The organism is Emticicia agri, assembly GCF_004168285.1.
GTDB lineage: Bacteria > Bacteroidota > Bacteroidia > Cytophagales > Spirosomataceae > Emticicia > Emticicia agri.
In genome coordinates this window covers 98034-114358 of sequence record NZ_SEWF01000004.1, presented here as the reverse complement: position 1 = coordinate 114358, position 16325 = coordinate 98034, and the positions used below count along the sequence as shown (strand labels likewise).

At 39.8% G+C, this 16325-nt stretch carries 12 protein-coding genes; 9 read left to right on the top strand and 3 right to left on the bottom strand.

Going from position 1 to position 16325, the window contains the following annotated elements; translation table 11 throughout:
• Positions 1–47: 47 nt before the first annotated feature.
• The 6 genes from EWM59_RS03750 to EWM59_RS03725 all read left to right on the top strand — a co-directional run bounded on the left by EWM59_RS03750 (position 48) and on the right by EWM59_RS03725 (position 9915).
• The gene (locus tag EWM59_RS03750) at positions 48–3455 is read left to right on the top strand and encodes a VCBS repeat-containing protein (RefSeq protein WP_130019612.1); all 3408 of its coding nucleotides are present in this window, start codon (positions 48–50) and stop codon (positions 3453–3455) included.
• Between the two features lie 63 nt (positions 3456–3518).
• Positions 3519–4820: a vanadium-dependent haloperoxidase gene (locus EWM59_RS03745; RefSeq protein WP_229239269.1), complete on the top strand. Its 1302-nt coding sequence runs from the start codon at positions 3519–3521 to the stop codon at positions 4818–4820.
• A gap of 115 nt (positions 4821–4935) precedes the next feature.
• On the top strand, positions 4936–6648 hold the full coding sequence (locus EWM59_RS03740) for a GMC oxidoreductase (protein ID WP_130019611.1): 1713 nt from the start codon (positions 4936–4938) through the stop codon (positions 6646–6648).
• 38 nt (positions 6649–6686) lie between these two features.
• A complete protein-coding gene (locus tag EWM59_RS03735; RefSeq protein WP_130019610.1) occupies positions 6687–7727 on the top strand; it encodes a glycoside hydrolase family 2 TIM barrel-domain containing protein in 1041 nt (346 codons plus the stop codon).
• Between the two features lie 150 nt (positions 7728–7877).
• The gene (locus EWM59_RS03730; protein ID WP_130019609.1) at positions 7878–9350 is read left to right on the top strand and encodes an arylsulfatase; all 1473 of its coding nucleotides are present in this window, start codon (positions 7878–7880) and stop codon (positions 9348–9350) included.
• Between the two features lie 253 nt (positions 9351–9603).
• Positions 9604–9915: a LytR/AlgR family response regulator transcription factor gene (locus EWM59_RS03725; RefSeq protein WP_130019608.1), complete on the top strand. Its 312-nt coding sequence runs from the start codon at positions 9604–9606 to the stop codon at positions 9913–9915.
• A gap of 294 nt (positions 9916–10209) precedes the next feature.
• On the opposite strand, the gene EWM59_RS03720 is transcribed toward EWM59_RS03725, so the two are convergent.
• Positions 10210–11007, bottom strand: coding sequence for a LuxR C-terminal-related transcriptional regulator (locus tag EWM59_RS03720; RefSeq protein ID WP_130019607.1), 798 nt, complete (start codon positions 11005–11007; stop codon positions 10210–10212).
• Between the two features lie 32 nt (positions 11008–11039).
• On the bottom strand, positions 11040–11825 hold the full coding sequence (locus EWM59_RS03715) for a helix-turn-helix transcriptional regulator (RefSeq protein WP_130019606.1): 786 nt from the start codon (positions 11823–11825) through the stop codon (positions 11040–11042).
• Between the two features lie 420 nt (positions 11826–12245).
• Here EWM59_RS03715 and EWM59_RS03710 point away from each other — a divergent pair, with 420 nt between their 5' ends.
• The 3 genes from EWM59_RS03710 to EWM59_RS03700 all read left to right on the top strand — a co-directional run bounded on the left by EWM59_RS03710 (position 12246) and on the right by EWM59_RS03700 (position 15499).
• Complete coding sequence (locus EWM59_RS03710; RefSeq protein WP_130019605.1) at positions 12246–12572, top strand: LytR/AlgR family response regulator transcription factor; 327 nt, start codon at positions 12246–12248, stop codon at positions 12570–12572.
• Positions 12573–12801: 229 nt separating this feature from the next.
• Complete coding sequence (locus tag EWM59_RS03705) at positions 12802–14493, top strand: S8 family peptidase (RefSeq protein WP_130019604.1); 1692 nt, start codon at positions 12802–12804, stop codon at positions 14491–14493.
• A 19-nt stretch (positions 14494–14512) separates the two neighbouring features.
• The gene (locus EWM59_RS03700) at positions 14513–15499 is read left to right on the top strand and encodes a hypothetical protein (protein WP_130019603.1); all 987 of its coding nucleotides are present in this window, start codon (positions 14513–14515) and stop codon (positions 15497–15499) included.
• Positions 15500–15659: 160 nt separating this feature from the next.
• Here the strand turns inward: EWM59_RS03700 and EWM59_RS03695 are convergent, their stop codons facing one another.
• Entirely contained in the window at positions 15660–16307 is a 648-nt protein-coding gene (locus tag EWM59_RS03695; protein WP_130019602.1) for a DedA family protein, read from the bottom strand.
• Positions 16308–16325 lie beyond the last annotated feature (18 nt).

Here is a 16325-nt window from a genome sequence, read left to right as displayed (position 1 = left end):
GTACTCAACTACCCAAAATTTTTGTTATTGAAGCCCTAACCTATCTGATGAAATCCCTGAACCTTGTTACACGTTGCTCTGCTTTAGTATTTCCGGTATTATTATTACTGGCTTGCGAGAGTGATAAGAAATCTGCTGAAAACCCTGCGGCTGAATCTTCAGACGAACCTCAGCTTTTTACATTATTAGCTCCCGAGAAAACCCATGTTGATTTTCAGAATATCATCAATGAGGGCCTCAATACCAATGTGCTGATGTATGAATACTTCTATAATGGAGGTGGTGTGGCCGTAGGCGATTTGAACAACGATGGGTTAGATGATATTTATTTTACAAGCAATATGCAGTCAAACCACCTTTACCTCAATAAAGGAGCCATGGTTTTTGAAGACATTACTACTGCCGCAGGCGTAGCCGGACGTGAAGGCCCCTGGAAAACCGGAACAACAATGGCAGATGTGAACGGAGACGGCTTATTAGATATTTATGTTTGCTATTCGGGAAATTTGCCTCCCGAAAAACGTACTAACCAATTATTTATCAATCAGGGTAAAAATGCCAATGGCATTCCGACATTTATCGAAAAATCACACGACTATGGCTTAGACAGCCCATCTACCAGCACACAAGCTGCTTTTTTTGATTATGACAAAGACGGCGACCTGGATATGTTTCTGCTCAACCACAATCCTAAATCGTTACCCGTTTTAGATGAAGCAACTACCGCTGAGATTTTAAAACAAGAAGACCCCGACAACGGTATGCGTTTTTTCAGACATGACAAAGGAAAAAACGGAGAACCTGTCTTCAAAGATATTACCAAACAAGCCGGACTGTTGAGCTCGGCCTTATCGTATGGTTTAGGGATAGCCATTGCCGATTATAACAACGACGGCTGGCAGGATATGTATGTATCAAACGACTATACCATTCCTGATTTTCTCTATATCAACAATAAAAAAGGTGGGTTTACCAATCAGATAAGTGAGGGGATAGGTCATTTTTCACACTTTTCGATGGGTAGCGATGCTGCAGATATTAATAACGATGCCCTGACAGATATTTTTACCCTTGATATGTTGCCGGAAGACAACCGCAGGCAGAAATTACTGATGGCACCCGACAATTATGAAAAATTTGATTTCAACCTGAAAGTAGGTTTCGGGCACCAGTATATGCGTAATATGTTGCAGTTGAATCAGGGTGTACTCAATACCAACTCCGCCACTAAATACCCTCAGTTTTCAGAAATCGGGCAGTTGTCAGGTATATCAAATACCGACTGGAGCTGGAGTGCGCTATTTGCCGATTATGACAACGACGGTTGGAAAGACCTCTACATTACCAACGGCTACCTGCGAGACTATACCAACATGGATTTTCTGAAATATATGAGCGATTATATTCAGAATAACCAGGCCAATATTCAACGCCAGAATGTATTAGATTTGGTGATGAAAATTCCTTCGTCGAATTTGACCAACTATATGTACAAAAACGGACAGAATTTACAGTTCAGCAATGTAGTCAATAGTTGGGGTATGAGCCACAATGCCAATAGCAATGGGGCGGCTTATTCAGATTTGGATAACGACGGCGACCTCGATTTAGTCATCAACAATATCAATCAACCTGCTTTTATTTATCAGAATGACGCCGACAAACACCTGAAAAACCATTATTTAAAACTGAAACTCAACGGAGAGGGAATGAATAAAGTGGGTGTAGGAGCAAAGGTTTCGTTGTATAAAGACGGTAAAGTACAATATCTTGAACAAATGCCAACCCGGGGGTATCAGTCGAGTGTATCGCCTGTGTTGCATTTTGGTTTGGGTAGCCAGTCAGCCATTGATTCAATCAGAATTGTCTGGCTTAGTGGTAAACAACAATTACTGACCAAAGTAGCGGCAGATAAATTACTGATAGTAGAAGAAAAAGATGCCAAAGTTGCCAGTCAGCCTATACAATCGGTTCAGCCTTTGCTAAAAGAAACCAATGCAGGTATTAAATATATCGCCGCAGGCGACGCCATTAATGATTTTAAAAGGCAAACCCTGCTCATTAATCCTTTATCTTTCAGTAGCCCTTGTATGGCAAAAGCTGATATTAATAGCGACGGACTGGAGGATATTTTTGTAGGAGGTGGCAGCGGACAGGCGGGTACTCTGTTTATACAGGCAAAAGGTGGAAATTTTTCAGCTAAAGCACAGCCCGCATTGGAGACTGATAAAAAATGTGAAGATACAGATGCCCTATTTTTTGACGCCAATGGCGATACTTTCACTGACCTGTATGTATGTAGTGGTGGATATGGGTCGTTAATGCCAGACGACGCCCTCTTGCAGGATCGTCTTTACCTGAATGACGGCAAAGGTAATTTTACGAGAGTAGCTAATGCTTTGCCACCGATGCTGGTGAGTAAAAGCTGTGTAAGGGTGGCAGATATTAATCAGGACGGCAAACCCGATTTGTTTGTTGGCGGAAGAGTAATTCCGGGACGTTACCCTGAAACACCTCAGAGTTATATCCTGATTAATGAGAGTAGCGGGGGAGTAATCCGCTTTGCTAACCGGACGGATAATATTGGGGCTGCTATCAAAAACATAGGCATGGTAACCGATGCCGCCTGGTATGATTTGAATAATGATAAAAAAGCCGAATTAATAATAGTAGGGGAATGGATGCCGATTCAGGTATTTGCAGTAAATGAAGGTAAATTAACCGATGTTACCACTACTTATTTTGCAAAAAATTATGCTGGTTTATGGAATAAACTCTTGCTCGATGATTTTAATGCCGATGGCAAGGTAGATTTACTGGTTGGTAATTTAGGCTTAAATTCTCAACTGAAAGCCAGCGAAAAAGAACCAGCCGAGTTGTTTTACAAAGATTTTGATGATAATGGTTCAGTTGACCCGATTCTGTGTTTCAGTATTTTAGGTAAAAGCTATCCGTATGTTACCCGTGACGAACTGCTCGACCAGTTGAGTATCATGCGTACCCGTTTCCCTGATTATAAAAGCTATGCCGATGCAGGTATCAACGAAATATTTACGCAGGAAGAAATGAACAACGTAAAAAGACTGACTGTTAATACGCTCAGAACAACTTTGTTTATAGCAGATGCCCAAGGCAAGTTTCAGGAAAAAAGCCTGCCTTTAGCCGCACAGTTTTCACCTGTTTTTGCCATGTCAGCCATTGATGCTGATGGTGACGGAAAAAAAGACCTCGTACTTGCCGGAAACATGAACCGGGGACGTTTGAGATTTGGTAAATATGATGCTAATTTAGGACTTGTATTAAAAGGCGATGGAACAGGTCAATTTGCTTCGTTAAGTCAGCAGCAATCAGGCTTAAACCTGAAAGGAGATGTACGCAGTATAATGTCTGTCAATAATCTGTTGCTATTTGGCGTTAATCAACAGGCATTAAAAGCGTATGCCTTTAAGAAGTAAGTGTTTTTAGTTACCTACCTAAAACACTATCTTCAAAACCAACCTTAACACTATTTTACACTAATGAGATTTTTCATAGTATTACTAAGTTGTATCTGTGTAATGATTGGTTGCACCAGTAAGCCTGAACAGTTGCCTAAACTGAGCAGTAAGGAGGTAAGCAAAGTGATTGACCGCATGACCGAAATCATGATACACGATGTATCTAATCCACCCCTGGCTTCACGTTTTTTTTCTTATGCCTGTCTGGCAGGTTATGAAGTAATTTCACAGAATAACGATTCTATTCCTTCGATGCAAGGGAAACTGAATGAATATCCTGCCATAAAAAAAACTCAACTTTCAGGCGAATTTTCTGCTGAGGCAGCCGCTATTTTAGCCATGATGGAAATATCCAAAAAAATGCAGCCTTCTGGTAAAATGATGGCCGACTACCAGAAAAAATGGATAGATTCCTGCCAGACCCTTGGTTTTTCGAAAGAAGTGATGGACAATTCGTTAGCGCATGCGCAAGATATCAGCAAGCAGATATTAGCTTATGCCAAGGCTGATAAATATAATAAAATCAGTAATTATCCTCGTTATACACCCGGCGGTAAAGATGGCGACTGGTTTCCGACACCACCTGCCTATTTCCCACCGGTAGAACCCTATTTTCATACAGTCCGTTCTTTTACGCTAGATTCTGCCAATCAGTTTGACCCCATTAAACCTATCCCTTTTTCAACTGATAAGAAATCAGAATTCTACCAGTTGATGCTTGACCTGTATCAGAAACCGCTTTCGCCGGAAGATAGAGAAATTGCCGCTTTCTGGGACTGCAACCCATTTGCTTTACAAGACAACGGGCATTTGATGGTGGGCGTAAAAAAGATTTCGCCGGGTGCGCACTGGATGGGAATCGTAGGCATTGTATGCCAGCAAAAGAACCTGGACCTTGCCCGAACCCTACAGATACACACGGCAGTTGCCATAGGTTTAATGGACGGTTTTATAGGTTGTTGGGGAGAGAAATACCGCAGTAATCGTGTTCGTCCCGAAACGGCCATCAGAAAATTCATAGACCCTAACTGGCGACCTATACTGCAAACACCGCCATTTCCTGAATATTTAAGTGGACATTCTACTATTTCAACTACCTCGGCAGTGATTCTTACCCATTTTTTAGGAGAGAATGTGGCTTATACCGATACCGTAGAAAAACGATATGGTTTACCACCACGTGCTTTCCCGTCATTCAAGGCAGCGGCAGAAGAAGCGGCCATTTCCCGTTTTTATGGAGGCATACATTTTATGGATGCCATCAAACATGGACAAACCCAGGGTACCAGAGTAGGGCAGCAGGTATTGAAGCGTTTGAATTAAAATAGAATATTTACAAGAAAAAATATTGACCTTTTGGTTGATTTTTAGAATATTTACAGAGTAAATACGTATTATAGGCGTAATTAATCTTTTGAACCTAACAAAAAATTCCCTGATGTCTTATTTGAATATAGATAGTATCAATGAACGCACTTTTGATGCTATCGTGATTGGCTCTGGTATGAGCGGCGGTTGGGCAGCCAAAGAACTTACCGAAAAAGGACTGAAAACCCTTGTTTTAGAGCGTGGCCGGAACATCGAACACGTAACGGATTATCCGACCACTTTGAAAAATCCCTGGGAACTTGAGCATTTAGGGCAGGTACCTACTGCCCTTAAAAATGAATACAAAATTGCTAGCAGACATTATATATTCAGTGAAGCCACCACGCATTTTTTAGTAAAAGATGCCGAGCAGGAATATATTCAGGAGCAACCCTTTGATTGGATGCGTGCCTATCAGGTAGGGGGGCGGTCTTTGCTTTGGGCACGTCAGACCCAACGCTGGAGCGATTTTGATTTTGAAGGGCCTGCCCGTGATGGCTATGCTACCGACTGGCCTATCAGGTATGCCGACATTGCACCCTGGTATAGCTATGTAGAAAAATTTGCCGGAATATCAGGCAACCGAGATGGCGTGCCTACCTTACCTGACGGAGAGTTTTTACCACCTCATGAAATGAGTTGTGTTGAAAAACATTTCAAGCAACAGATGGCAACTCATTACAAAGACCGCTATGTGGTAATTGGCAGAGCCGCTCACCTGACTCAACCGAAAGACATTCATTATAAACAAGGGCGTGCCCAATGCCAGAATCGGGTAATATGTGAGAGAGGATGCCCGTATGGGGGCTATTTCAGTAGTGTGGCGGCTACAATTCCGTGGGCAAAGCGTACAGGTAAACTTACACTCCGTCCACATTCGGTAGTACACTCGGTTATTTACGACGATAAAAAGCAAAAGGCAACAGGTGTGCGCATAGTAGATGCCAATTCCAGAGAAATGATTGAGTATTACGCAAAAATCATTTTTGTGAATGCTTCAACTGTCAACTCCAACCTGATTTTGCTGAACTCTATCTCCAACCGTTTTCCGAACGGTTTGGGCAATGACAACGAAATACTGGGTAAATACATGGCCTTTCATACGTTCAGAGGGCGTATTACTGCCGAGTATGATGGCCTGTTAGATTCTACCGTAGAAGGCAAACGCCCTAACAGCAGCTATGTACCCCGTTTCCGTAATGTATATAAACAGGAAACCGACTTCTTGCGTGGGTATGCGGCAGGTTTCAGCACCTCACGTGGACTGGAGCCTAAAGGTACTGGTATTGGCGAAGACCTGAAAAGTCAGCTAATGCAACCAAAATTAGGCTTATGGCAGATAAACTCTCACATGATGGGCGAAACCATTCCGAAAGAGGCAAGCCGGGTGTGGTTAGATAAAGATTTGAAAGACAAGTACGGCATTCCCCAGTTGCATGTTTCGGTGAAGTATGACGACAACGATGACAAGATGCTGAAAGATTTCTGGGAGCAGTTTTCAGAAATGTATTCCAAAGCCGGATTCAAGAATATTCAGGTTTCGGATACCAAACGGAATCCGGGTAGCGAAAATCATGAAATGGGAGGGGTGCGCATGGGTAAAGACCCTAAAACATCAATGCTTAACAAGTGGAATCAGATGCATACCTGTAAAAATGTTTTTGTAACCGATGGTGCCTGTATGCCTTCTACTTCTACCCAGAACCCATCATTAACCTATATGGCACTCACGGCCCGTGCGGTTGACTACGCCGTAAAAGAAATGAAAGCACATAGATTATAAATTTTTAAACGCTAACCAGATAAAGTATTCGTATCCTCATGAAAAAAAGCCTTTTAGTAGTATTAGTATGTGTATCTTTTTTTGCTAACGCACAACGATGGACAGTAGAAAAAGCCAATGCCTGGTATGCCAAGCAACCTTTATATGTGGGTGCTAATTTTATTCCAAGCACGGCCATCAATGAATTGGAAATGTGGCAGGCAGAAACTTTTGACCCGGCAACGATTGATAAAGAATTAGGATGGGCAGAGAGCCTGGGCATGAATATGATGAGAGTGTTTCTGCACAATATTCCGTATGATACCGACAAAGAGGGTTTTATCAGCCGTATCAACCAGTTCTTGACCATTGCTGACAAACACCATATCAAAATTATGTTTGTATTATTTGATTCCTGCTGGAACGATAACCCGAAAGCAGGCAAACAAATGGAACCGATTATCGGCAAGCATAACTCAGGTTGGGCAAGATGTCCCGGAACAAAAATGTTGTTCGATTCAAGAACATGGGGCAGCCTTGAAGCCTATACCAAAGGAATTATCAGTAAATTTGGCAACGACCCGAGAGTTGCCGTATGGGATTTATTCAACGAGCCGAGCAATTCAGGCTATAATGATGCGGTAATGCCTCTATTGAAAAAATCGTTTGAATGGGCAAGAGCTGCTAAACCGTCTCAACCGATTACGGCAGGCTGGTGGACTGACCATCCGATGAGTAATGAATTTATGTTCGCTAATTCTGACATCATTACTTTTCATAATTATAAAGACCCTGAGAACCTTGAAGCACAGATAAAAGACTTACAAAGCAGATTCAAAAGACCGCTTATTTGTACCGAATATATGGCTCGCAAGCATAAAAGTACCTTTGAAACCTGTTTACCGATATTTGCCAAATATAAAGTAGGCGCTATTAACTGGGGGCTGGTAAAAGGCAAAACCAATACCATTTATGCGTGGGATGAACCCATGCCTGAGGGTGGAGAGCCAGCCTTATGGTTCCACGATATTTTCAGACCTGATGGTTCGGTTTACAAGCAAAGCGAGGTAGATGCCATTAAAGCAGTTACCAAAAAATAAATTTGATTCTAATACTCATATTTCAGGCACAGCGTATCAATACTCTTCTTTTGATGATACGCTGTGCTAAATTATCGACGGTTAGGTAGTATTACTCCGTAACAAAATTTTCTCTCTGTAATTATCCACTCATACCGCCCACCAATTGTTATGAGAATCAACCTGATTATATACTTATTCTTTTATTGTTCAGGCGTTTTTGCCCAAAAAGCTAAAAAGCCTAATGTAATCTATATCTATGCCGATGATTTAGGCTATGGTGAATTAGGTTGTTATGGACAGACCAAAATACGAACCCCAAATCTGGATAAACTGGCTGTAGAAGGAATACGGTTTACACAACACTATACCGGAGCACCCGTTTGTGCCCCTGCCCGTACTATGCTCATGACAGGCAAGCACAGTGGACACTCGTATATCAGAGGGAATTATGAATTGGGGGGCTTTGAAGACCACAAAGAAGGTGGACAAATGCCATTGCCCGAGGGAGCTTTTACCATTGCTGATTTGATGAAAAAAGCAGGCTATACCACAGCCGCTATTGGCAAATGGGGGTTGGGCATGAGTAACACTACCGGAGACCCGAACAAACACGGCTTTGATTATTTTTATGGCTACCTTGACCAGAAACAGGCGCATAATTTTTATCCGACACATCTCTGGGAAAATGGACAATGGGATACCCTGCGCAATGCTTATATAAAGGTGCATGAGGCATTGCCCAAAGACGAAACAAATCCGGCGGCATTTGAGAAGTTTAAAGGCAAGGATTATTCGCTGACTAAAATGGCTGAGAAAACCTTAGCCTATATTCGTCAGCATAAAGATGGGCCTTTTTTCTTGTATCTACCCTATACCGGGCCTCATTTATCGTTACAGGCACCTGATGAAGCTGTAAACGAATACATTGGTCAGTTTGAAGAACAACCTTATCGGGGCGAAAGAGGTTATGCTTCTACCTTATACCCAAGGTCAACTTATGCAGCTATGATTACCTATATGGATAAGCAGGTAGGGCGAATTATGGCTTTATTAAAAGAATTGGGTCTTGATGAAAATACATTAGTAATGTTCAGCAGTGATAACGGTGCTACCTTTGATGCCGGAGGAGCCGATACCCATTTCTTTAACAGTGTAGCTGGTCTAAGGGGGAGAAAGCAGGATTTATATGAAGGAGGTATCAGAGAACCATTCATTGCCCGATGGCCTAAGAAAATCAAGGGCGGGCAAACAACTGATTTGGTAAGTACGCAGTATGATTTGATGGAAACCCTGGCCGAACTTACCGGAATCAAAGCTCCTGCCAATGATGGTATCTCGTTTCTGCCGACTTTAACAGGCAATAAAACCCAACAGAAAAAACATCCTTACCTTTATTTTGAATTTCCTGAGAAAGGAGGTCAGGTGGCTGTACGAATGGGCAACTGGAAAGGCGTGAAAAGTAATATGAAAAAAGATAAGGATGCTAAATGGGAAATTTACGACCTGAAAACTGACGAAAAAGAAACAACCGATGTCAGCAGTCAGCACCCTGAACTGGTTAAACAATTTGAACTTATCTTAAAAAAAGAACACCAGTCGGCTCATATAAAAGAATGGGAGTTTATAGACCCTAAATTCTGAACAACTTTGCTGATATTGACCTGCAACTTCTGATAGGCTATTTTTATATTTCTTTAACACTTTATCTACTGTTTTGACAGTAGATACCCCCCTTAAAAATACCCCTTTTTCGGTATTTTCTAACTATCGGTTTTTATAGAACTTTGCTATCGCAAGAGGAACTAACGGAATACGTAATTCTCTCAACAGATTAGCTGCTATTTTCCTGCATACATTACAGAAATTAACCTCTGATTACCCTAAAACCCTGGTTATGTTAAAGGATTATCACTTCTATTGGCAGGATATAGTGTATCTGAAGGCAGATGCTAACTATACGCAGTTTTACCTGAAAAACGGAAAGAAAATCATATCGGCTTTTACGCTCAAACGCCATGAAGCCGACGAGCGACTCAAAGGCTTTTTACGGCTGAACAAGTCTTATCTGGTTAATCAGCAATATATCAGCCAGTATAGTACACAGCTTAATCAGATAACCGTTTACCTCACTAATGGTTGTGAAATAAAAGTAGCCAGACGAAGACGCCTGGCAATTAAAAAAGCATTAGAGGATTCTTCTGATTAATAAGTAACAATTATGAACCTGTTTAAACTTTTTATTTCATGCGGCCGCCGCGCGGACGAAAATGTGAGATTTTTTGATTAGACGATGGAAAAAGGAGTCCGCAATGGAACTGACGTAGTAGAACTACGGACGAAATTTTTCTCTGAAGTATAATTGAAAAAGCGCCATTTGTAGTCGAAAGAAATAAGTTTAAACAGGTTCAATATCAAACAAGCAAATATGTAATTTGCTGTGACTAAAAAAATAAGGTTTTGCCGGGGCTATTAATCAATAAAGTTTTTCACACCGGGTTTATCAGGTTAACCGATAAACCCGGATGAAATTCAGGAGTTCAGTAGTATCTGTCAATTCCAACTTCCGTAACATATTCTGCCGATGGGTATTGACAGTATTGACACTGATAAAAAGCTTTTCAGCAATTTGTTCGCTTGTAAACCCCTTACCAAGTAATGCTGCTATCTCTAACTCTCTTTTACTTAAATTAGTAAGGGTAGATATAGTGTTGGTCTGGTTATCAAGCACTACTAATTGATTATTATCTCCACCACTCATGTATAGATGTTGTTTACCTTCTCTTTTAAAAGGCGTAATATCATACACATAGGCCATAAAATAGGTGATATTACCATCTGCATCGGTTCTTAGGGCAATACTATCCTGACAGATTCGGTTGACTGTACCATCTTTTCTACGAAAACGATAGTCAAAAGTATATCTGAACTGTTTAGCTTGGGCAATACTTAAATAAGGCTGGTAATCGTTGATATATTTTGAAAACTCTCCCATACCCATCGCATCTTCGGGTAAGAATTGTTTGACATATCCTTCTACCCCTACCTCATAAAAATACTCAGTTGGCCAGCCGCAGACTTTTTCTACATCGCCCAGAATAATCGGATAGGTCATTGCTCTGATATCTAATATAGCAAAGGCGTGTCCTTGCATTCTGAGTGTCTGGTCCAATAAAGGATTAAATTTAAGCAGGTTTTTAAGAACGCTATCGTTATCGTCAGTTTCAGCATTACTATCTGTTCTCCAGGTCTTTTTAAAATCGTTAAAATCAAAGGGGCATGCAATAATTTTAGACATCATTATATAAAATTTGTGAGTTTTAGTTATTCTATTCAGAGTAACCGATAGATTTTAATAAAATTCATTAATTCAGTAGTGTCCATAAGTTCAAGTTTCCTGAGCATATTCTGTCGGTGAGTATTAACTGTATTGGTAGTAATAAATAGCTTCTCAGCTATTTGCTCGCTGGTATGCCCCATACCCATTAACCGGGCTATTTCTAATTCTCTTTTGCTTAGTTGCGTAAGGGGTCGGATAGTACCTGAAGCATTGTCTATGGCTGCCAGTAGATTTGTGTCTCCACCCATCAGATGCATATGTTGTTTACCCTCCCGCTTAAAATGAGTAATATCTGAAACATATATCATAAAGTAAATGATATGCCCATCAGCATTGGTTTTTAAGGCAGTACTTTCCTGACATATTCTGGTAGTGCTACCATCTTCCCGATAAATACGGTAGTCGTAAATGGCTTTAAAATCTTTTACCTGTTCAACACGCAAAGTAGGAAGATAAGTACTCAGTTGTTTTGAAATCTCCCCTAATCCCAAGAGGTCTTCGGGTAAAAATTTTTCCAATAATCCATTGACCCCAGTCTGATAGAAAAACTCTGTCGACCACCCGCATACTTTTTCTACATCACCCAAAAGAAGTGGGTAAGTCATGGTAGTAATATCCATTACAGCCATTGCATGGCCTTGCATTAAAAGAGTTTCATGAAGTAAAGGATTGTTTTTTACTAATTCTCCGACGACATCAATATCCTCATTTAAGCCGCCTGAGTTCCATATTTTTTTAAAGTCATTGAAATTGAAGGGACATGTGATCAAAGAAGACATAAAGGTTTGGTTTTAGTAAGTTAAAAGGGTTATAGCCGGTAAATTACTGATTAATCAGTATTGTAAAAATGTGCCTACAGGAAGATATTTGCAAAGAAACTCTATTTAACGGTAAGCGTTTTTTTAAAAACTACCTTCCTGTATAATTTATAAGGTCTTAACAGACAATTCTACACAAAAAGCAATAGAATTCCACACCACTAAAAAAGATTTTTTAACCGATAATTATCCAAACCCAATGAAGATAAAAACTTATTCTTTGACAATTTCAGTTTTGCCGCCTCTCCCTACCTGCCGATTCGATATTTTAGCCTGAGCTTCTGTTCTTAAAAAATCTGAGTCTTAAAAGAGATATAGCCCACAACTGTAAGGAGTGAATATTAGCTATTTATTATAAAAATTAACCCAAAAACCTTTGTTATGCTAAAAAATCATACGCTTTTTTCTCAGGATATTCTATATCTGAAAGCAGACATTAACTACACCGAATTTTATATGAATAACGGAAAGAAGTTTACTTCTTCTTTTACGCTTAAACGCTATGCAGAAGATGAACGATTGAAAGACTTTCTGAGAGTGAATAAGTCTTATCTCGTAAACCGCAAGTACATTGAAGACTGCCGTTGCCGCTACAAAGACCTCAGAATTTATCTGACCAACGGCGATGAAATCAAGGTTTCAAGGCGTAGAAGAATGGCGGTTCAGGAGAGCCTTCAAATTAACACTTCGGTAAGCCTGGTTGATTAAATGTATTTCAGACAAAAATCGCAGGTGCTTATGGTTTAAATCTACAATAAGAACATGATAAGAATTTTTTGATGACAGATGTGGGATATGTTTATCAATCCCGACAACTAACCAAAGGTTTTTTAGTGTAGTGGTTATTGACTTTACCCGATGTTGATAATAGAATGGGTAGAGAATTATGCTGATTTATTCAATCTTTAGCAGACTTTAAATTTACCTATAATTAACAATGAAAAAAAATAGAATAATAAAGCCATTACAATTGATTATTCTGCTTATCCCCCTGATTTATTCGTCGATAGCAAATGCTCAGAATGACGATACGCTTTTTGTTAAAGATGAGCTATATGTAAAACTAAAAGATTCGCAACCTTTTCAGCAGACACTTACCAGTAGTGTAATGGTTTCTTCTGTAAGTTTCTTGCAGAAAAACAGTCTCTCTTCAATGGTCAGCAATGCTGAATTACCTTTCTATTTTTCTAATAGTCCCAAACTTTTGCGGACTTACAGGCTTAAAATTTCTGAGCCGAAGAATATAGATAAGATTATCGCAGAATTAAGTAAAGATAGTGCGATAGAATATGCAGAGAGAATCCCTAAAGTTTTTCATAACGATTGGCCAGATGATACTGATGCTGATCAAAATGTTTATTTTTCTGCTATTCAAATGACCGACGTCTGGGAGCATTACAATTTTATACCCAATCAACCTGCAAAAGTAGCTATCGTTGATGATGCGGTTCAGGTAACACACCCTGATTTGAGTGCAAATGTAGATTCCGGTTGGGATGTGGCAGATCATGATAATAATCCCAATCCTCCTAATGGGATTCTTGATCATGGAACCCATGTAGCAGGAATTGCAGGAGCGGTAACTGACAATAATACAGGCATGGCCTCAATAGGTAATAATTTAGTAAAAATCATTGCCGTGAAAGCCTCATTTAATACTACTACTACCAAATCAATCGACAGAGGATACGAAGGAGTAGTGTGGGCGGCTAATAGTGGGGCAAGCATTATTAACTGTTCCTGGGGCAATTATATTTTTAATCAGACTAATAACAACATCATTCAGGATGCCATAAACAAAGGAATATTAGTTATTGCTGCTGCCGGAAATGACGACACTTCCAACCCTCATTATCCATCCTCTTACCCAGGTGTGTGGTCAGTGGCAAGTACTAATCCGTATGTGAAAAGTGATTTTTCTAATTACGGCTCAAGAATAAATATTTCTGCACCGGGAAACGGTATTTATAGTACTATTCCTATGAACGATTATGAATGGAAGGGAGGAACATCAATGGCTTCTCCGATGGTGGCCGGGTTAGCAGGACTTTTGAAAGGTATCAAACCGAGTTTAACCGCCAGTGATATTAAAAATATTATTGCTTCTACAGCAGATAATATAGACATTTATAACCCCGGCTATATTGGTCAGCTTGGAGCAGGGCAGATAAATGCGTTTAAGGCAGTAAAAACACTTTGCCCTGAACTCTCAACCATTTCTTATGTTGATACGCCTGCTGCCTGTATTACACTCACTACCAATACCTGCACGGGTTGTAGTTTTTCGTGGAAGAAAGACGGGAATAATATTGGAACAAACTCAAATTCATTTGTGGCAACTCAATCTGGTATTTATACAGTCAGAATAAGCAAAAACAACTGCTACTCGGAGGGAGAAGATACGGTTGAACTTACTATTCCAACCAATTCACCTGTGGCTTCAGTACAGAATGGAAACTGGAATACTGCAAGCACCTGGCAGTGTGGCATTATTCCTGACCTTACAAGAGATACTGAAATCAATCATGTAATTACCATTAATGGAATAACTGCACAAGCCAATAAGCTCATTTATAACGGGGGTACCCTTAATATGGTTAATAACGGCTTACTCAGATTAAATAATTGAATATTTTAAATAAAACGATATGAAAAAAGGTTTCCTATTTCTTCTTTTTGCCATAGTTTCTACGGTGGCTCAAGCACAGGATTTAATAAAAATCGGAGCAGATAAATTCCTGCATGTTACAGGTGTATGGAATACGTCTCTCGGCCAGTACGCAGGCAACTCTATTTCGACAGGTAATTCCAATACATTTATAGGCATCACTTCCGGTAACCAGAACACTACCGGAACCGGAAATACTTATCTGGGTGCTGTAGCAGGTAGATTAAATGTGGTGGGCAATGAGAATGTAAGTATAGGGCTTGCAAGTGGCTATAACAATACTGCGTCTAATAATACTTTTATGGGCGCATATAGTGGCAATAGAAATACTTCCGGCAATACCAATACCTATATTGGCTCATTATCGGGATATAATAATTTAACAGGCTCAAATAATGTGTTTTTAGGAGCAAATGCTGATGGTTACGGAGCAGATTCTTCAAGGTTGCAAAGAGCAGTAGCTATTGGTTATAATGCCAAAGTTTCTATTAACGATGCCATCGTTTTAGGAGATACAGAAAATTCGGCTATTAAAGTAGGGATTGGTGTGCATAATCCGCAGTATAAATTAGATGTAAAAGGAGTGGTAAATATGAGAATTGCCCTTAATAGTCCGGCATTGAAATTAAATGGTAATGAATTTTTAGCTACCGATAGTAACGGAGATTTTATACTCTCTTCTTTTAAATTCAGGTATAAAACCGAAGCAGAATGGTCAGATAAGGTCTTTGAAGAAAACTATCCTTTAATGCCTTTTGATAAGGTGATAACCTTTGTGAAAGAAAATAAGCATTTACCTAATATCCCGGGTGTTAAGGAAGTAATACACAATGGAATAGATGTTAAGGAACAACTTTCTAAACAATTAGAAAAAATTGAAGAACTGTATTTATACCTGAACGAATTGAAAGAAGAAAATAAAGCACTCAGAAAAGAAATTAATGAATTGAAGAATAACAGGAAGTAATTCTTTCTTAGTATTGCATCACTAAAAGACCAGTTTTGAAAACTAACTTCTGTGATTACTTTAAGGCGTTCAAGTATAATTTTAATGCCCAGGTCGGAGGGTGTAGCTAAAGAAAACAAAAAAATCCCACTGAAACCTCAGAGGGATTTTTTTATTAGTGTCATTGAGACTCTTTGCTTTCATTCAGTTCTTTCTTGGCATTGAGGTACCCTCTCACCACGGTAAAGGTGGTTACAGCCAGAAAGAAAATGATGATGTATTCTACATAGTTGATAATACCAGGGAATTTTTCGCCAAAATAAAAACCACCTCCTACAAGCGACAATACCCAGATGGCACCGCCCAATATATTAAAGGTTGTAAATTTATAGAGTTGCATTTTTACGATTCCGGCTAAAATAGGGGAGAATGTACGCACGACCGGTAAAAAACGGGCAATGATTAAAGTCTGACTACCATATTTGGCAAAGTATTTACGGGTGCTATCTATATGTTTTTTCTTGAAAAACAATGAATCGGGTCTTGCCTGTATGCGGTCGCCGAAATACCAGCCTGAAAAATAGCCTACAAAAGACCCTATTACGGCAGCGAGAAAAATGCAAAGCATTAATAAGGGAAGTGGAACATTCAGGATTTTGGTGCCACAAAAAACACCAGAAAGAAACAGAAGATAGTCACCAGGCAGAAAGAAGCCAAAAAAGAAGCCGTTTTCAATGAAAATAATCAGCGTAATAGCCACCAGGCCACCCGTTCGGATTAGCTCCTCCGAATCCATCAAATATTGAAACCACCCGTTTACCTGTTCCATTGGAATATCTTTTAACTT